Source organism: Lawsonia intracellularis PHE/MN1-00 (assembly GCF_000055945.1).
GTDB classification, from domain to species: domain Bacteria; phylum Desulfobacterota; class Desulfovibrionia; order Desulfovibrionales; family Desulfovibrionaceae; genus Bilophila; species Bilophila intracellularis.
Genome location: NC_008014.1, coordinates 174,808 through 194,553, shown reverse-complemented (window position 1 = coordinate 194,553; position 19,746 = coordinate 174,808). Strand labels below are relative to the sequence as shown.

Here is a 19,746-nt window from a genome sequence, read left to right as displayed (position 1 = left end):
AGAAAACAATATAACTAAGATATGTTAGTTATATTATTTCATTCTTCTTTAAAACATAGTTAACCTAGTGCTCAATGGGATAAAGATATGAGTCGTGTTTCACTTATACATGGTATAGATTACAATTTACCGCTATCTTTTTTAAGTAATATTTCATTCAATATACGAAAACGTATATTTAAACGGCTAAAAAGTTATATTGATTTCTCATCACTAGAACATGTTCTTGATATAGGAGTTACATCTTATAAAGATAATGCTGAATCAAACTTTTTTGAAAAATTATTTCCTTATCCTGAAAAAATTGTTGCACTTTCTAAACAAAACGCCTCTTGGTTAGAGAAAGAATACAGTGGTCTTAAATTTGTCTATGGCGATGGCTGTAAACTTCCTTTTAATGATAATACATTTGATCTTGTCTTTTCTTCAGCAGTAATTGAACATACAGGCTGTACTTCACAACAACAATCTTTTATCAACGAGTGTTACAGAGTTGCAAAAAAATATGTTTTTCTTACAACGCCAAATCGCTGGCATCCTTTAGAATTTCATTCCCTACTTCCTTTAATCCACTGGCTTCCTAAACCTCTTCATAGGAAATTACTTAACCTTTTAGGATATAAAGAACTTTCTCAAGAACAACACCTTAATCTTCTTTCAACAAAAGAGTTAAAAAATCTCTGTAACCAACTACAGCATATATATATATACAAATCATGTAAAATTCTTAGGCTTTCCTTCTAATATTCTTCTATATCTTGAAAAAAATCATACTTGTTAAAAGCAGTCTATAAATAATTATTTTATTTTTTAATTATAAGTTGTAGTTATAAACCCATATTAATATCATTTAAATAGTAACCACTCTGTATTCTAATTAATCTTATATTGTCATCCATGTTTATTAATTAGAATATAATAATAGGTTGTATACCTTCTAGTACGTAGAATGCTCTCTCTAATAATAGAACAATCTCTGATTTTACTCGATAAAAAAACATCCCTGACTATCAGGGATGTTTCAAACAGAAGATATAAACTATATCAGATTACATTTGTTAATCTATCCTAAAATGACTAAAAATAAACTTTTACATGGAGAGTTAATTATAAATATAATTTCTATGTCCAACAGCAACTATAAGAATTGTATTATTTTCCTTACAAATATGACATAGTATTCTATACTTTCCTATACGAAAACGAAAAAGGTCCTGATGTGTTCCAACTAAAGCTTTACCTAATTTCTGTGGTTCCGGAGTATTAATAATACGTAGATGTAAAAACTGAAGTATACGCTTTTGGATCTCTGAATCTAACTTCCTAAGCTGTTTTGCTGCATGAGGTATAAAATTAATCTGCCAAGGCAAGCTTTCTCTCTACTTCGCTTAAAGGAATAGGAGAGTCTCCACTTGTCAAAAAAGCATCATATGCTTGTTGTGCTTCATAAGCATCAAGATAATCCTCTCTAATCTTTGCTAATCTCTGTTTAAGCTTTTTAAGCAATGTATAATTATCAGTCTGTCTTGTAACCGCCGAAAGCTCTGTTAAGTGAGCTTCAAGATCACTACGCAGCTGTTCAATAGTAAGCGTATACATAAAACCTCTCTAAAAATATAAGACCCAACAATATAGCAATACACTTTGTTACATATATAACCACATAATTATTTTTTGACAACCCAACGCCTATCATGACTATAAAAAAGATCCTCTATCCCTAGATTAGCTCTGCACAATAGCAAGGTATACTTTATGCATTATTCAATCATTAAGTTTATCATAAAGCCTTTTCTCATTCAACATCTGACGAAACTTATGTTATAAAAATATTTTTTACATTAAAAAAACATATTTTTACTATATATTAAAATAATATATAAATTTTAACTATATACTATCTTTATTACAAATTTTTTTACTATTACAAAAAATATAAAAATTATTATGTAATATATAAATAATATTTTTTATTAAAAAAATATTTAATAAATATTAAAAGTATATATCTATACATATAAAATTTTAATTATATGTTTTATAAATGTATTGATTTAAAATTTTTATACAAGTATAAAACTATTCATGACCAAAAAACTATAGTTCTCATACAACCATAATAGATGGGGGCGTACAATGAAGCTTGGTTATAAGATAAGTGCTGGTTTTGCCATTGGAATGATCATGGTAGTTTTGATGGGGATCTATGTTTCTCAAGAACTAGGACCTTCTAGCAAGACTATGGAAGTTATAGATAAAGAAACATCACAGATAATTGAAATTGCTTCCAATATGCTCACACGTTATCAAGAAGCTATTTATTATATGCGAGGATTTTATGCTTCTAGAAAGCAAGAAGACTATGATCGCTGTATAAAAGAACTTAACAAAGCTAGAGAATATCTCAGCCAAGCCAAAAAATTTGCTTCTACGTCTACCTCAAATCAATACCTTGAAAAAGATATCAATGAAATAGGAAAAATCTTTACAGATTATGATGTTGCAGTAAAAAATCTGTATAGTAAATCTATGGACTTTAATGAAGAATCCTCTAAAGGTACCAATGTTATCCACAATGTCTTCCAGCAATATAGTCAAATTGTATCAATAATGAACAAGCAATACGCTAATGATGACAATGCACTGTTATACTATTCAGAGCTAGGAACTTTAATGATGCAACTCTATCTCCTTCGAGGCGACTATTCTAGTGCGTTGAGGGAACAAGATATTGATAATTTGAAAAAAAGTACTCAAGGTATTGATGAGCTTATGAATAAGCTATCTATATTTAAAAATCGCTTTAGAGCAGAAGATATGCGTAATGGACTTCAAACATTAATCAGGTCTATAGGAGTATATAATCAACTCCTAAAAAACCTTGTTTCTATGACTGAACAAAGCAAAGTAGATTTAGATTATCGCCGTCAACTTGCTGATGCCTTAGGTGAAAAACTAATGAAGTTAACAAATGACAATCTCTCAAAAATTCAAACAGAAGCTACATATGTTAACACACGCCTCCAACGTGCAAATGGACTTATTTTTATTATTACTGGAATACTTCTTCTTATCACAATCGTTGTGTCATTCATTGTCACAAGGAGTATAACTAAACCTGTTACCCAAACAACACTATTTGCTCAAAATGTTGCAGCAGGACATCTTGATCAACATCTAAAGATCACCTCAACCGACGAAATAGGACAACTTGGTATAGCATTAAATACAATGGTTGACTCTCTTAAAGCAAAAATTCTTGAAGCTACACAACAAAGTGAAGCTGCAAAACGTAAAGAAGAAGAAGCAAGAGTAGCCACTGCTAAAGCAGAAGAAGCCCTTAAAAGAGCAGAACAAGGTAGACACGAAGGGATGGTTACAGCAGCAGGGCGTCTTGAAGATATTGCTAATGTCATTTCTTCAGCTTCTACAGAGCTTTCTGCACAAATTGAAGAATCTGGACGTGGTGCTAATGAGCAAGCAGCTCGAGTTAAAGAAACAGCAACCTCTATGGAAGAAATGAGTACAACAGTTGTAGAAGTTGCTAAAAATGCAAGTGAAACATCTGATATTTCTTCTCAAACACGTCAAAAAGCTATTGATGGTGCTGATATTGTCCGAAAAGTTATTCAAAGTATAGAAACTGTGCATAATCAATCCCGTGAGCTAAAGTCTGATATGGCTGTCTTAGGCGATCATGCACAATCTATTGATCAAATCATGGGTGTTATTTCAGATATTGCTGATCAGACAAACCTACTTGCACTCAATGCTGCCATTGAAGCTGCTCGAGCTGGTGAAGCTGGTCGTGGTTTTGCAGTTGTTGCTGATGAAGTACGTAAACTTGCTGAAAAAACTATGGTATCTACTACTGATGTTGGCAATGCTATTAAAGCTATCCAAGAAAGTGCTACACAGAGTATGTCTCAAGTAGATTCAGCTGTTCAAAATATTGAAATTGCTACAACCCTGGCTTCTCAGTCAGGACTTGCTTTAGATGAAATCGTTCATATGGTAGATGCAACAGCTGACCAAGTCCGTGCTATTGCAACTGCTTCTGAAGAACAGTCAGCTTCTACAGAAGAAATTAATCAATCCATTTCTGAAATTAATCATATTGCTACAGAAACAGCAAGGGCCATGGATGAAGCTTCACAAGCTGTTTCTGACTTAGCAAAACAAGCACAGTCTCTTGCTTCACTTATTCATGAAATGAAAAATCCTATATCTTAATCCTATAATTTACCCATAAAGAAGGATTCTTTTCTCTTAGTTAAAAGAAAAGAATCCTTCTTTACATCTAATACACTATGACAATTTCACCCTGTAGATAGAACACTACTTTTCTACGTAGGATTATATAAATTACTCTTGAAGCATTTATTATATAGTATTCTATAGAACTCTGTAAAATTATTTGTCATTATACTAGGTTAATAACAGCTTAATACCCATCATACCTAAACTTTACATATTCTCTCTCTTCTATGTAACAAATGTAGTGGCTTTACTTTACTACTATGTATCCTATATAAACTAGACATATCTATATGTGGCTCAAAAACCAAAAGATACCGATCTCTAATTATTGATTTATAATTACTTATTACAGTTTACCTATACCAGTCTTAATCACTAAAAACTGACAAAAATACTATATTAATTATACAGATGCAAAGGCTCCAATTTACTCTAGAGTAATTATTACTACTAACAACTAGTTAATAAAAAAGGAAGCTTACAGCTTCCTTTTTTATATATAGAAACATATCTACTATTATTGTGGTACAGGCGTTCCAAGGACTTTTTGACCATTGAACTGACCTGTAAGTGTTCTCAAAAATAACACAATAGAATCTCTATCTGACTTAGGAATATCCATTCCTACAAGATAGATACCCATAATGCGAACAGCCTCATCTAAACTTGTAACAGTACCATCATGAAGATATGGAGCCGTCATCTCAATATTCCTAAGGTTTGGAACCTTAAATCGATGCAAGTCCCTAGGATCATGTGTAAAGGCCATTCTACCATTATCATCAACTCCTTCAACATATCCACGGTCTGCAAAATAGTCTTTCTTAAGATCCATGTATTCAAAGGACTGTCCACCCATTGACTTACCAACATGACATGTTGCACACCTGTATGCTTTAAAGAGTTTATATCCTCTCAATTCATCTGAGGTTAGTGCTGTATCATCACCTTTAAGCCAACGATCAAATGGGCTATTGGGTGTAATAAATAGTCTCTCATACTCAGCAATAGCGTCTGTAACATTTTTTTCAGTCCACCCATCAGGATAAACTGCCAAAAACTCTTCTGTTAATTTCTTATCATTAGCTAACTTCCCAAGAATCTCATCCCAACTAGTGCTTCCCATTTCTATAGGGTTTAATGGAGGCTGAGAAGCTTGTTCTTGGAGATTTGCTGCACGTCCATCCCAAAACTGACGAGTGTTAAAAATAGCATTATATACAGTTGGAGCATTAACATGTCCTTTTTGCTTATTGATCCCTGTCGCAAACTGCTTGCCATCCGCCATTCCCTCACTTGTTACATGGCAACTAGCACATCTTATTGTATTATCATGGGATAATCGTCTATCATTAAAAAGTTTTTCTCCTAATGCTGCTTTTTGTTTATTATAAGGAATAGTATCTGGAATTGGCTGAATAGGTTCATTAGAGCGTTCTGGAGACGCTAACCCTGTTGCATAATATGTGTTACGATATTTTCTTACCCATTCAAGAATAATTTTTTCATCTTCCTTTGAAACTCTACTTCCCCAGTGGACAGCTGTAAATTTTGCTGGAGGCATTGTATGGTTTTCTATAACCCACTCTAATTTAGCTACAGTTGCTTCATCTATTATACCTTTTTTAGAAGCTTCAATAAAATCTTGATTTAAATCTGATGCTCGCAGACCATCTTTAAAGTCTTTTTCAATAATCTGTTTAATGCCTGGGATTTTAGTATAAAACGGTAACTCTGCATTATATGAATGACAAGATAAACATTTTTCTTCAAGAATACTAACAACCTTGTCCTGTAGTTGTTTAAGCTCCTTTTGTGCTAGTTGTTCTTGAGAGCCATAAGAAAAAGAACTATTAAGTAATCCAAAAAAAGTAATAGATACACAGAGGAAAGCTAACAAGTTAACACTTCTCATAAGAGATACCTCACGGAGCAAAAGTTAATATCCACTATAAAAAGTAGTAAAAAATCATAAGAGAAATAGAAAAGCTGTTTAAAAATAAAAAAACATATAACTCAAAAGGTTATGTTCAAAAAGTTGAAAATTTTCTCTTATCTAAAAGGTACTTTTCTTATATTCTAATTTATATCTGACATTAGATTAGTAGTCAACAATTTAAAAGCATACTATATAAGAGAGCGGCTCCGTAGATAACTACAAGGTAACTATGGACATACGCATACCCATAACTAAAAAAGATACAGATGAGGTAAAACATTCTATATAATATATCTATAATAGAATTTTCCTATTTTAGAATATATCTATAGTATCTTTAACCCCATATATGAAAACCATTAAATAATAAAGTCTGTGCTTGCTATGGTAAGTATAGACTTTATTTTTTTACAATACTTTTTCTAAAAAAAATGTATTCATATTTCTTAATAAGAAATCTTTCATATCAGAGATAAAGAGAAACATTAGATATTTTCTAAAATAAAACTTTACTTATTAAATGTTCAAAAGAATATCTTCTAGAAAAAGGATATAAAAATTTTTAGATACTATTTAATAGATACAAATAATAGTTTATATAATAAAGCTATAAATGATATTAAAAGGAAATTGTATCCATATGAAAAAGTAATGAAAGAATAAGAAAAGAAGAGAATAAAAAAAAGATAAAAATAAGTGGATGAGAAAGAGAGAGAGAGAGTGTGTGTGTGTGTGTGTGATTTAAAAAGGATTTCTTCTCTCACGTCTTACAAGCATTGTAATACATACTAATAACAATATTAAACCAAAAATAAGTTGCATACTAAGATGTACTTCCAAGAAAAAAATACCTAAAAATACAGCCATAAAAGTACATGCAACAGAAAGTGTTGAAGATACAGAAAGTGTAATATTTTTTAACCCCATACCAATCAGAGAAAAAGCAATAACTGTTGTTATAATAGCAAATTGTATTAACGAAAGGAGAACAGTAGAACCTTTTCCTGGCCAGCTAAATGGCTCTATGAAAAAAATAGGGAAGAGTACTATTGCACTAATAGTAAACAAGACAGTCATCACACTTTCAGCACGATGAAAACGGACCAATACTTTACTAGAAACAAGGAATAAAGCATAACCAATACCAGCAATACTTGCAGTAATAATAGCTTCTTTGTTTGTATGCCATCTGCTACTAGTAGCAATTATACAACCAAGACCTATCAAAGCCAAAATTGTATAGATAATCCATTGAAGAGAAACTTTTTCACGATAAAAAAGTTTTGCAGACAGTCCTGATACTAAAAGAACAATGCCAATAGGTATAGATGTGCCAAGGGATATTCCAGCCTTATCTATACCAGCAAAAAATGTCATTTGAAAAGCAATAAGCCCAAGAGCTGCGCAAACTGTTGGTATTATCGGCCAATAACGAGCTGTTGGAAGACCATGAGTAAAAATTCCCCACAAAAGTAATGTTACGGCACCACCTGTTATTCGCATTGCACCAATCAGTAATGGAGAAATATTTTCAGGAACTAAAACCTGAATAGTAGCTATTACTCCAAGGCATAACGATCCTAAGATAAAGTATAACGAGCTTCTAACACGAGTTTCTACCATAAAAATGCCAGTCTTATTTTATCATACATATAATAAAGAATATTGTATCCATATATAATGGCCTCTGTTAAATCTATCACATCTACTTATTGTAATATTGTCATATATTTGTTTAACTAAAGGGAAGTAGATATAATTATATTAAAAAATACACTCTATTTTGGAAACCAATCATGCTTCCTCCAAAAAAAAAGAATAATAGCAAAAAGAGCAGCATATACAGGATAAAGATTTGCAAAAATAAAACTTAATAGTGTATCATTAGTAGGCTTATAGAATTTTTTAAAAATATATTTTTTAAATAAAAAAGAGATAAGATGTATAAGCCCTGCAAAAAGAATAGTAAAAATAAAAAATTCTAGCATAGTATCAATTTTTACTTCATTAGAATATAATCGTGCGATACGAGGACCTATATAATGTAAAGGAATTGTAGCTAATAATGTCGCAGAGAGCATTATTAAAAGATTTCCTTTAACAATAATATTACTTTTAACAGCTATAATACTTAATACTACAAACAAAATTAGTTGTAGAATAAAAAAGTATGTAGTCAATGCTATCATAACACCGCCGTTTTAACCTACCTATGCTATCTCTATGAGAGTATTCTAATATTTTTAACCTACCTAAGACTATACACTAATATAATGTTTATTTACTCCTTATCTGAATCTTATAAATTATAATTAAGACATACTGATTTTCAATAATTTTATAAAGTTATTTATAACTATAGTCCGTTAGAAATACTTCTTAAATATAATTTATCTTACTACCAATAATAACACATATCTAATGCTTTTTGTTAGTAATTATGTTATATATTTCAAAAGTATTATATTTTTGTATATTATAACTACACTAAGCTATTATCCTATTTACCTTAATAACTTTTTTATCTAACACTAATAAATAAAGGAGTGCATATCTTTTCCCCCTTGTATTTTATATAAGTTAAAGAATATCTTTCAAAAAAATAAAAACTTGTGAACACTAGTAGGTTATGCTATGCTTAAATTATCTAGGATAGAGTAAGTGATTATGGTATGAATGGTGGTTATTATGAATACATATATACATTTTCATCCTACTCATCAAAATATAGGCTGTCCCTTATACTATAAAAATTTTTTCAATGCTTTTACTATCATCATTATTACATCTTTAGAAATAGCAACTTACACTCTTAGAAAAATACTTTTCTCTAAACTTGTTAGCACACACACCAACTGCTCTTCACTAATTAAGGTGTTTTTATGAATAAAATAGACAAAAACAACACTGTACCTCAAACAGAAGTAATGGCAACATCTAAGATTATACATCCATCTTCTAACAAATCTCAACGTCATCCACTTGAAAAAAACATCCAACATCAACAAAAAATTTCTATAGAATTCCGCTCATCAACAGGATTACCTCTTGAAGCACCACTTGAGATCTCTTCTATATCATTAGTATACCGAGGAGCTATTCTTTCTGAGTGTCATCTCACAGAAAATCATAATACTGACTTGTTATCCTCTAAAAAAATGCACTGTTTCGATAACAAATTATCTGTAGATATACTTAAATATGGAATGTTATTCACTAATGGCACCATATCTTTTAATGTGCCATATCGACACCTTAATCTTAATGAACTTTCTATTATTATTCACTATCGATCACAAAAACCTGTAAAAGTAGATGTTCTTGTTATACAAAATACTCAGGAATATTACTTTGGAGAACTAGCTGTTTTAAAAATATCTAGTTGGGAAGAGTCTCACCTTGCTTTCAATAAAAATCCTATTCATATTAGCACCTCAAATACACAACCAGAACTTCTGATAGATAATATTTCATGTATTAATGAACATAACGAAAATACATTGTTAATACACACAAATGAAAAATTTTGTTTTGTAATTGACTATACATTAACAAATAAAAATCTCTTTGAACAAATAAAACTTTTCATTCTTCTTAAAGAAAATACAACTGCACATAGTCATACTATTCTTACTCAAGACTTGAAATTTAACCCTTTTTCTCCAATAGGGAAAATAATCACTCCTGTAAACTTCCCTATACTCCCTGGCGAATATACAGTTACACTTCTTTTATCCAAAAAAGGATATTATCAGTCCAAAAAACTACCGTTTGAAAAAGGTATACCTACAACAGAAGGTCTTTACCTTACCTACCTAACATATAACAATATCTCTATTAAAGTAGTTGAACAAAGTCTAGAATATTCATCGCACATGGCATATTCTTTAGAAAATAATGAATGGAGTATCTTTGCTTACAACTAACTACTTACATTATAATAACCAAATATAACAAATGTAATAAAAACTTCTTTTTTAACTATAGACATATTATTAATCTGCTATATTATAATTGATATAACTTTTCTGTTTCTTTGTTCCTTACCTCCCTCTTACATTTTACAATTTTTTTAACTAGTTATAATTTTCTAAACATATTGTATTTATTAATGAAATAGTAATAACTAAAAATAAAAAACAGCTAAAAAATAAAAAAATGCTTTACATTTTAGACAAAAAAGTTCAGAATGATTTTTCTGAAAGAGAAAGTCATATATATGACCTATCTTTCTCCCAGTGAGGTGGGAGTCTAGGGAGTAAATATCCCCTTATCTTTTGTGTGTGACGACGTATAACACTGTTAGGCAGTGCACACCGTGTCCATATAAAAACTGTTCAGTTTTTCAACTGAACTTTATACTGTAGCATCGTCAATGCAGGCCTAATGACTATATGTTATTAGGCCTGTTCATTATTTACATATATATATATACTACATTCCTTCCAATAATAAGATATTACTAATTATTTTATATTTACATCTATACTTTACTAAAAGTAACTTGTTATATTTATAACTATAAATAAACTATAATACATATGTAAATATTAAAATACACCTCATGTTGTAACTATTTTAATTTATATAACCTATTTTAAAAAGGATAAAATTATAAAAAATTGCAGTATATTTTATATAACTTATTTATATTACATACATATAATAATTTTATACAAAAATTAAAGTTATTGACATCTGATATAAAATACTTATAATGTTTTTAAATTAAAGATCATGTAGTGTTATAATATAGCTACTTCTTTAATTTTATATATCTATTATAATATTATATAGATGGATCAATATTTATCATTTGATTAATGAACCATACTATATATCCTTTTTTATATTCTATTCTCCTCTCCAAGGAACTCTCTACCACATTCAAGCATCGACCAAATTTCATAGAGGAATTTTTATATGTCTCTTTGTTTTTCTTTTCTTTTGCTTTCAGCTTCCCTTATGGTAACAAGTTGTTTACTCATTTATATCCCCCCGAGTAAAATCATGTTAATGGGTATCTCTACCTATCTTATGATAATTTCGTTCATCCTTATAGGGGTCATTATTCAAAAATGTCTTAGACCTATTAATAAACTCATACAAGATATAAATAAGTCACTGTCAAAAACAAAAATACCTTCTCTGAATTACTATACGTGTAAAAATGAAATGCATATATTAAAACAAACAACATTTGAACTTATAAAACAATTTCAAAACCTCAAACATGAACTAAGTATCACAAAAGAAACACAAAAACAGCATGAAATAGAATTATCTACTATTATTAGTAGCTCTAAAATTAATGAACAAAAAATGGCTGCTAAAATAACTCACTTAGAAACACTTCCAGATAAAGCTGTTAATGTAACCAAACACGCTCAAGAAATACTATGTAACCTCACAGCCTATCTTTCTAAGTGTACAGAGTCTGTTAAAATGCAAATTGTAAAAAATACTCCATCATCTATATCTATAGAAGATCTATTTACTACTATAAATCAAAATCTCGAATGTACTGTAACAAAAATTCAGAACAGTTATAAAAATTCAGAACAGGATATAAAAAATACAACACATGCTATTAATTCAATAGAACATGTAAATATAAATATCTCCTCTCTACAAAATATCATTATACTCTTACATAAAAGGATTAATGATATACTTTTAAAACTCACATTACTTGATAGAGTAACAAATCAAACAAACCTACTTGCCATCAATTTAGCAGTGGAAGCAGGTAAAATGGGAACTCCAGGAAAAGGTTTTTCTATTATAGCAAATGAAGTGAAAAAATTATCACAACAATCTATGTCTACAATAAAGAAAATTGAACAAACTCTTTATAATATTCAAACACAAACAGAACACATTACTAGTGTTATCAAAAAAATCAATAAATATAATACAACACATGTAAATTATGCTCTAACATCTGGGAAAATCACATTAAATTTTATCACAACTATACAAAATACACTAAAAGAACTTTCATCTCTTTCAGATACCATCAAAGAAATAGCTAAAACACGTGTACCCCTCAACACTACAAATGAAGAACCTGACTCTACTTTGAAAGACTGCGCTCTCTCTAATACTTATACCACACTATGTGAACTCGCAGACGTTTTAAAAGAGCTAGATTCTACCTTACATAATACTTCAAAACATAATGCTTCAAAAAGTGAACCCATTACAAATCATACAGTATTACCAATACCTATAGCTACAAATAATATGCATATAGCTGAATAGAAGAATTTAAAAAATACTTACTACTTTTATATAGGTATACTTAAAAATCCATGTACTCTAAAAACATAGAGTACATGGATTTTTTTACATATAATATATAATAACATACTATTATATTTTTAGTACATAATATATATTTACTACAATATAGTAAATATGTAATATATAGTAGATTACTATAACTAAAATTAGTAGTATATAACATTGTAATAAATCTTTATATATTTTTTATATAATACCCATGCTCTGTTTATCAGAGATTATAGGTATGGTATATTGTACATACCAGACCTAAAACTAACAAGCAAAAGGAGTGTCATTGATGAAGCAACCCATAGTAGGACGTAAAATAAAAATAGCTATCATAGGTTGTGGTCGTATTGCAGGGAATCATATAGATGCAATTAATCATCACAAAGAAGACATTGAGCTTGTTGCTGTATGTGACAGTTATGCCGAAAGTCGTAATAACTATAGTAAAAAATATAATGTTCCTGGCTATGAGAACCTTGAACAACTCTTTGCAAACACAGAATGTGATATTGTAGCTATTTGTACACCAAGCGGATTGCATGCTCACCAGACGATCGTCTCAGCAAATGCAGGGAAACATGTGATGACAGAAAAGCCAATGGCTACTCGATGGAAAGATGGATTACATATGGTTCAAGCATGTGATGAAGCAGGTGTATATCTGTTTGTTATAAAACAAAATAGACTTAACCCAACTCTTCAACTGTTAAAACGTGCTATAGATGAAAACCGTTTTGGACATATAAATATGGTCCATATAAATGTTTTCTGGCAACGTCCCCAAGATTATTACAACTCTGCAAAATGGCGTGGGACATGGGAAATGGACGGTGGAGCACTCATGAATCAAGCAAGCCACTATGTAGATCTATTTGAATGGCTGATTGGTCCTATAGCTGACGTTCAAGCTATGATAGCAACACTAGGACGTAATATTGAAGTAGAAGACTCAGCTGTACTTAATGTCCGATGGCGTAATGGAGCCCTTGGCTCTATGGCTGTATCAATGTTAACATACCCTAAAAATCTTGAAGGAAGCATTACAATCCTTGGAGATACAGGTTCTGTACGCATAGGAGGAGTTGCTGTTAATGAAATACAACTATGGAACTTTGCTGAACCTAAAGAATATGACGACCTCGTTACATCTGTAAGCTATCAAACAAATTCTGTATATGGGTTTGGTCATCCATTGTATTACCAAAATATTATCGATGTCCTTCGTGGCAAGGCTGAACCTGAAACAGATGGACGTGAAGGTCTTAAGTCACTTGAAGTACTCATTGCAGCATACAAATCAGCAAGAGACCGAATAACAGTTTCTCTTCCTCTTGAATATTGATATACACAGTTATCTCTAAAAAGAATGCTATCTCTAATTAGATAACAAAACTATAACAATTTTGATATACAAAATAACTATGAAAGAATGTTCTATTTCAAAATTAACGTATATGTGATCGAATCAAGATACTACTGATATACACAGGCTATAATTATTACCCAATGACGTATCTTGCAAGGGAAATGTACATGGAACATAATCAGTTATTGTCTCTTCATTCAACCTCTTCTAAAGAGAAAACTATCTGTTTAGGACGTCAACAAAACAAAAGCATTTATCCTATTAATCTTTGTATTGCTCAAGAAAAACGGTCATCGACTATAGCCACCTATCTATCAACAATATCTATCCATAGGCAATGCATAACAAGACTATCGCCTTTTAACCCCTTAACAATATTTGTTGATACCATTTTTTCACAAAAAAAAAATTATCCCATAACTAACTATAGATTTTCCATAAAGTGTTCTTTAAAAGCTAACAGTTCTCGACATGTAAAGGCTACTAGCAAAGGAATATCCAATGGAATTTATTGATTTAGCCTCTCAACAAAAACGTATACGAACAGTTATTGAGTCACGTATTCAAGCACTGCTTGATCATGGAAAGTACATTATGGGACCTGAAGTAAAGGAGCTTGAAGGACAACTTGCTGCTTTTACAGGATCAAAACATTGTATAAGTTGTGCATCAGGAACCGATGCCTTACTTATGGCCCTTATGGCTCATGAAATTGATGCTGGAGACGCTATTTTTGTACCTGCTTTTACCTTTTTTGCAACAGCAGAAATGCCTGCATTGCTTGGAGCTACTGTCGTTTTTGTCGATATTGATCCTTTCACATTTACTATGTGTCCAAACCAATTAAAAAAAGCTATACTTGCTGTTAAACATCAAGATCCTTCTATATACCCATTACCTGTAACAGCCCTAGAAACTGAACTTACACCACGTGCAGTAATTCCCGTAGATCTTTTTGGCCAGGCTGCAGATTACACACGAATCCTTAATATTGCAAAACAGTTTAACCTCTATTCTATTGAAGACGCAGCCCAAAGTTTTGGCGCAACCTATAAAGATCAATCAACCTGCAACTTAGGTTGTGATTGTGCTGTTACAAGCTTCTTCCCTGCAAAGCCACTTGGATGTTATGGTGATGGTGGTGCTATTTTTACAAATAATGATAAACTTGCTGGCATACTTAAATCTATTCGAGTTCATGGGAAAGGACAACATAAATACGAAAATGTGAGGATAGGTGTCAATGGACGCCTAGATACCCTTCAAGCAGCTATTCTTTTAGCAAAACTTGATGTTTTCCCTAACGAACTTTGTACACGACAAACTGTTGCAACATGGTATACAAAAGAACTTACTGGAGTAAAAGATATCACCCTTCCACATATTGCACCAGGTAATTTTAGTGTCTTTGCCCAATTCTCTATACGTATTGGATCAGATATGCGTGATATTGCTGCTATTTATCTTGCAGAAAAAGATATTCCAACAAACATTTATTATCCTAAGCCCCTGCATATCCAACCAGCCTTTGCAGATCAATATTATGAGGCAGAGGATATGCCTATATCTACAACATGTTCTCATGATATTCTTTCTCTTCCTTTTCATCCATATATGACACAAGATGATGTAAAACTTGTCTGTAACACACTGAAAGAGGTTCTTTCATGATTACTATTCATCCCACAAGTATTGTTGATGAAAATGTCACTATTGGTAATGGAACAACCATCTGGCACTTCTCTCATATTCTTCCCTTCACTATTATTGGAAAATCTTGCAACATTGGACAAAATGTTTCTATAGGACCACATGTGCAGATAGGAAATGGCTGTAAAATACAGAATAATGTGAGTATATATCGTGGCGTAACCCTTGAAGATTATGTTTTTTGTGGACCAAGCATGGTCTTTACAAATGTTTTTAACCCACGAGCATTCATCCCAAGAATGGAACAAGCTAGACCCACTCTTGTCAAATATGGTGCAACCCTTGGAGCAAATTGTACAATCATTTGTGGTATAACTATAGGACGATTTGCTTTCATTGGAGCAGGCTCTGTTGTTACAAAAGATGTTCCAGATCATGCATTAACGTATGGAAATCCTGCTAAACAACAAGGGTGGATATGCCAATGTGGTGAAAAACTACCTGTAAATCTTCATTGTATCACCTGTGGTAATGCTTACTTTGAAACAACTCAAGGACTTCTTCCTCACCAATAGACTCCTCAATATATCAATCAGTTCCCTCTACTAATGTATCTAAACCTCTCCTCACTCTAATAGTGCCTGAATATTTCAAAAATCTGTGCTCAAGATAGCAACAACTCTCATCTCCTCACCTATAGAATAATATTAGTTATGGTTAGGTATCTTATCACAATTAATTACTTTTTTAAAGTAATACTACACAGTAACTACTTATGTTGACAAAGTATTAACTGAGACAACTCTTATTACTAAACAAATATCATACAAGATACCAGCTACTCCCACCTACTTCTTGTATATAGACATTAACAGTTATATAATGATAAAATTGTCAGATACGAAAGAGATCAGGAGTTAAAAGTATGAAAAAAGACCTACAAAAGAGTACAAAACATGAATGTACAAAAGCTGGTTGTAGAAATACAATGGTAACCATAGAGCAGTTATATAACAAAGATATCTGTGTTATGGTAGTAGGTCTTGGATATGTAGGATTACCTCTTTTAATGCAGCTAGCTCATCATTTCCCAGCTATTGGATTTGACATATCTAAACGTAGAATACATGAATTACTTAGAAAATATGACCGAACAGGTGAAATTTCAAGTGAAGTATTAGATAATACAAAAGCATCCTTTTCTTATAATCAAACAGATATCCATCAAGCAGATATCATTATTATAGCTGTTCCTACCCCTATAGATACATACCGTAACCCTGACTTTACACCTCTTATCAAAGCTACTCAAATGGTTGCACGACATATGCGTCAAGGATGTGTAGTTGTATACGAGTCAACGGTATATCCTGGTGCAACAGAAGAAATATGTATTCCACTTTTAGAAGAAGTTTCTGGCTTATCATATCTTACTGATTTTACAGTTGGTTATTCTCCTGAACGTATTAATCCTGGCGATACCATCCATACATTAGAAAATATTGTTAAAGTTGTTTCAGGGAGCGACAAAGCAACAACAGATCTCCTCACAGCACTCTATGGAACGTTTATTCAAGCAGGCATACATAAAACATCAAGTCTTAAAGTTGCTGAAGCTGCAAAAGTTATTGAGAACACACAACGTGATCTTAATATTGCTCTTATGAATGAGCTTGCTATTATCTTTGATAAACTTGATATTGATACTCTTGAAGTACTAGAAGCTGCTGGAACAAAATGGAATTTCCTTCCATTCCGTCCAGGACTTGTTGGAGGTCACTGTATTGGAGTTGATCCATACTATCTTACTCGAAAAGCAGAAGAAGTTGGATATCATCCTCAAGTTATTCTTGCAGGAAGACGTATTAATGATGAAATGGGAAAATATATAGCTGAAACTTGTGTAAAACTGCTTATAAAAAAGAATGTACTTATTAATAAGGCACGTGTAGGCATTTTAGGATTAACATTTAAAGAGGATGTCTCTGACTTAAGAAATACAAAAGTCATTGATATTGTTAACGAGTTAGAAGAGTTTGGTGTTACACCACTTGTACATGATCCACTTGTTGATGCTGAAGATGCACTTAAAGAATACCAAATTGTCATTGAAGAATTTTCGGTATTTAAACAGCTTGATGCACTTATTCTTGCAGTTCCTCATAAAATCTATTTACATCTCCAACCTCAAGAGTTGCTTTCATGCTTTAAAAATATAAACTCTGCTGTACTCATGGATATTAAAGGTCGACTTAATCCATCAGACTTTACTGAAGATGTTCTTTTTTGGAGACTTTAGAACTATTCTTTTTCATAACATATAAACGTCGTAATAGAGGAATACAAATATCTTGTGCTTCATTAAGATATGGCTCTCCAATATGGAGTTCTATACGGATATCACCATAGATTCCATCTATCTTTTTAACAAATCCTGTTTCTTCTTCGCTCATCATAATCCCCTTCCATCATAGATAGTGTACTTATAACAGACATCTTCTATGATGAAAGGCTGACATGCATCTATATCCTTTTAGATTATCAGTACAACAACTACTAGTTACTAGGTTCGACCATGTACAAACTTACATAATAATCCATGTACAGGTGGTATTTTTATAGGTGGATATATATCTTTTGGTAAAATATACACTGGTGTTGTTGCAACAAAACCATCTTTAAATGTAGCTTCAATAAAAGCAGCTTGCCATCCTACAGAAGGGATCTCTAATGAAACGCTAACTTCCCCTGTTGCAGAAAGGTGTAATGGTGTTTCCATGTACCTAACACGACAGGCATAACGAAAATCTCGTGACTCTGGATTTGCTGCTTTCCAAAGTACTATCTTCTCTGGAACTTCAGAAAAACGAACAGTCACATATTGAACTCGTTCCGTCATCTCTGTGGAAATATCTAAAACTGGCGTTGAAATACCTTTTTGTACTCTATTCACAAAAGGAATAAGCGATTGTTTTGTGAAATTTAATATCCCATGATGATTTGAGTTTGGTGCAAAACGTAATGCTTTCTCTCCAGGGAGATCATCATAGTAAAAACTTGAATTATCAGGGACATAAAAATCATCTCCACTTGCATTTACAATATATTTAGGGATAGCAAGTCGAGACTTATATGGTGTTCCTAAATATCTATATGGATCAACAATATTCATAAGATTGAAAAAAGGAACTGTATCTAGTTGTTTATCTAAATCAAATCTATAATATGGATAAAATGCTATAGGCCAATTATTTCCATATGTTTTATACATATGTCCAAGGACTTTCCGAGTATTCAATGCATCAATAACAAACGGGGTAATAGCATCTACTCGTGAGTCAGCAATAGCTGAAAGCCATGTTGTCCATCCACGCTTTGACACACCAGATACAATAAAATGCTTAATTTTTAATGCTTGTAACTCCTTTTCTGCAAGAGTCATTGCCTGAGAAACTGCTGCAACCATAGGGACATAGAGAGGTCTTGTGTACCGACTTTCTGGATCTTGTAAAAAACTAGACCAACTCATAGCAATACTTTCATCTTCCTTAAGAAATCTCCAGTCACCTCTATAAGTAAGATACTGATTTGGGATATCACTTAGAGCAATGACTACAGTTTTTGTTGAACGAGCGATTTCTTCTAATACTTCTGGAGTAAAATCAGTTGGAGCTTTAGGAGAAGTAAAAAATGTACCATTATTAATACCATTATTGATGATAAGAAGTGCACGTTCTGAAACTGGATGGTGAGGGATATATATATCTACCTGATGTTCCCATATAGCAGGTGATACAAAATTATCTGGAGACCAATGTTGTGATGTGAATTGATAATTATATATCTCCATTTGAGAAAATTTTTCTTTTTTTAGTAATATATACTGAAGTGGTTCTTTTTCTAATTCTACTATGTAATCAGAAAGTACAGAACTGTAATCTATAGGGGTTTCATCAAGTAAAGAGGGTTTATTAAACTGAGCGCCACAACCAAAAATTGCTAATACTAAAAATATACTTCCTAATAAACGAATATAACTAACCATATTTTTTATATTCCTTACTCTACTTATAGAACATACTTCTATCAAAAACGAATATTATTTATAATATTATTAAAAAAAAATATAGATGAATCTTATATCAACAATAGATATAACATATACTACAACGTGAAGAAAGACATTATATTACTCTTTAGACATTACTGTTCTATTACTAATAATCTTTCTTTT

The 19,746-nt window shown here is 31.6% G+C and carries 16 protein-coding genes; 9 read left to right on the top strand and 7 right to left on the bottom strand.

Annotated elements, in window-relative coordinates; translation table 11 throughout:
- Positions 1 to 87: 87 nt before the first annotated feature.
- Complete coding sequence (locus tag LI_RS07325; RefSeq protein WP_011527423.1) at positions 88 to 744, top strand: class I SAM-dependent methyltransferase; 657 nt, start codon at positions 88 to 90, stop codon at positions 742 to 744.
- 359 nt (positions 745 to 1,103) lie between these two features.
- Here the strand turns inward: LI_RS07325 and LI_RS07320 are convergent, their stop codons facing one another.
- Complete coding sequence (locus LI_RS07320; RefSeq protein ID WP_015353859.1) at positions 1,104 to 1,370, bottom strand: type II toxin-antitoxin system RelE family toxin; 267 nt, start codon at positions 1,368 to 1,370, stop codon at positions 1,104 to 1,106.
- Positions 1,354 to 1,599, bottom strand: coding sequence for a hypothetical protein (locus LI_RS07315; RefSeq protein ID WP_015353858.1), 246 nt, complete (start codon positions 1,597 to 1,599; stop codon positions 1,354 to 1,356). The genes LI_RS07320 and LI_RS07315 overlap by 17 nt, the downstream gene beginning before the upstream one ends.
- A gap of 537 nt (positions 1,600 to 2,136) precedes the next feature.
- Here LI_RS07315 and LI_RS07310 point away from each other — a divergent pair.
- Positions 2,137 to 4,233, top strand: a complete 2,097-nt coding sequence (locus tag LI_RS07310; RefSeq protein ID WP_011527422.1) for a methyl-accepting chemotaxis protein — start codon at positions 2,137 to 2,139, stop codon at positions 4,231 to 4,233.
- A gap of 544 nt (positions 4,234 to 4,777) precedes the next feature.
- Here LI_RS07310 and LI_RS07305 read toward each other — a convergent pair.
- The 3 genes from LI_RS07305 to LI_RS07295 form a co-directional block, all read right to left on the bottom strand.
- On the bottom strand, positions 4,778 to 6,175 hold the full coding sequence (locus tag LI_RS07305; protein ID WP_011527421.1) for a cytochrome c peroxidase: 1,398 nt from the start codon (positions 6,173 to 6,175) through the stop codon (positions 4,778 to 4,780).
- A 765-nt stretch (positions 6,176 to 6,940) separates the two neighbouring features.
- Positions 6,941 to 7,822 (bottom strand): DMT family transporter, encoded by an 882-nt coding sequence (locus LI_RS07300; RefSeq protein ID WP_011527420.1) that lies wholly within the window; start codon positions 7,820 to 7,822, stop codon positions 6,941 to 6,943.
- 155 nt (positions 7,823 to 7,977) lie between these two features.
- A complete protein-coding gene (locus LI_RS07295; RefSeq protein ID WP_011527419.1) occupies positions 7,978 to 8,388 on the bottom strand; it encodes a hypothetical protein in 411 nt (136 codons plus the stop codon).
- 693 nt (positions 8,389 to 9,081) lie between these two features.
- Here LI_RS07295 and LI_RS07290 point away from each other — a divergent pair.
- From LI_RS07290 to LI_RS07260, 7 genes are all read left to right on the top strand, one after another.
- A complete protein-coding gene (locus LI_RS07290; protein ID WP_011527418.1) occupies positions 9,082 to 10,125 on the top strand; it encodes a hypothetical protein in 1,044 nt (347 codons plus the stop codon).
- 997 nt (positions 10,126 to 11,122) lie between these two features.
- On the top strand, positions 11,123 to 12,463 hold the full coding sequence (locus LI_RS07285; RefSeq protein ID WP_011527417.1) for a methyl-accepting chemotaxis protein: 1,341 nt from the start codon (positions 11,123 to 11,125) through the stop codon (positions 12,461 to 12,463).
- Between the two features lie 322 nt (positions 12,464 to 12,785).
- A complete protein-coding gene (locus tag LI_RS07280) occupies positions 12,786 to 13,838 on the top strand; it encodes a Gfo/Idh/MocA family protein (RefSeq protein ID WP_011527416.1) in 1,053 nt (350 codons plus the stop codon).
- 191 nt (positions 13,839 to 14,029) lie between these two features.
- Positions 14,030 to 14,377: a hypothetical protein gene (locus LI_RS07275; protein ID WP_223604270.1), complete on the top strand. Its 348-nt coding sequence runs from the start codon at positions 14,030 to 14,032 to the stop codon at positions 14,375 to 14,377.
- On the top strand, positions 14,364 to 15,533 hold the full coding sequence (locus tag LI_RS07270) for a DegT/DnrJ/EryC1/StrS family aminotransferase (RefSeq protein WP_011527414.1): 1,170 nt from the start codon (positions 14,364 to 14,366) through the stop codon (positions 15,531 to 15,533). The genes LI_RS07275 and LI_RS07270 overlap by 14 nt, the downstream gene beginning before the upstream one ends.
- Positions 15,530 to 16,087: an acyltransferase gene (locus tag LI_RS07265; RefSeq protein ID WP_011527413.1), complete on the top strand. Its 558-nt coding sequence runs from the start codon at positions 15,530 to 15,532 to the stop codon at positions 16,085 to 16,087. The genes LI_RS07270 and LI_RS07265 overlap by 4 nt, the downstream gene beginning before the upstream one ends.
- 350 nt (positions 16,088 to 16,437) lie before the next feature.
- On the top strand, positions 16,438 to 17,811 hold the full coding sequence (locus LI_RS07260) for a nucleotide sugar dehydrogenase (RefSeq protein ID WP_011527412.1): 1,374 nt from the start codon (positions 16,438 to 16,440) through the stop codon (positions 17,809 to 17,811).
- On the opposite strand, the gene LI_RS07255 is transcribed toward LI_RS07260, so the two are convergent.
- Together LI_RS07255 and LI_RS07250 are read right to left on the bottom strand one after the other, a co-directional pair.
- Complete coding sequence (locus LI_RS07255) at positions 17,780 to 17,968, bottom strand: hypothetical protein (protein WP_143470720.1); 189 nt, start codon at positions 17,966 to 17,968, stop codon at positions 17,780 to 17,782. The genes LI_RS07260 and LI_RS07255 overlap by 32 nt on opposite strands.
- A gap of 107 nt (positions 17,969 to 18,075) precedes the next feature.
- On the bottom strand, positions 18,076 to 19,557 hold the full coding sequence (locus LI_RS07250) for a PhoPQ-activated pathogenicity-related family protein (RefSeq protein WP_011527411.1): 1,482 nt from the start codon (positions 19,555 to 19,557) through the stop codon (positions 18,076 to 18,078).
- Positions 19,558 to 19,746 lie beyond the last annotated feature (189 nt).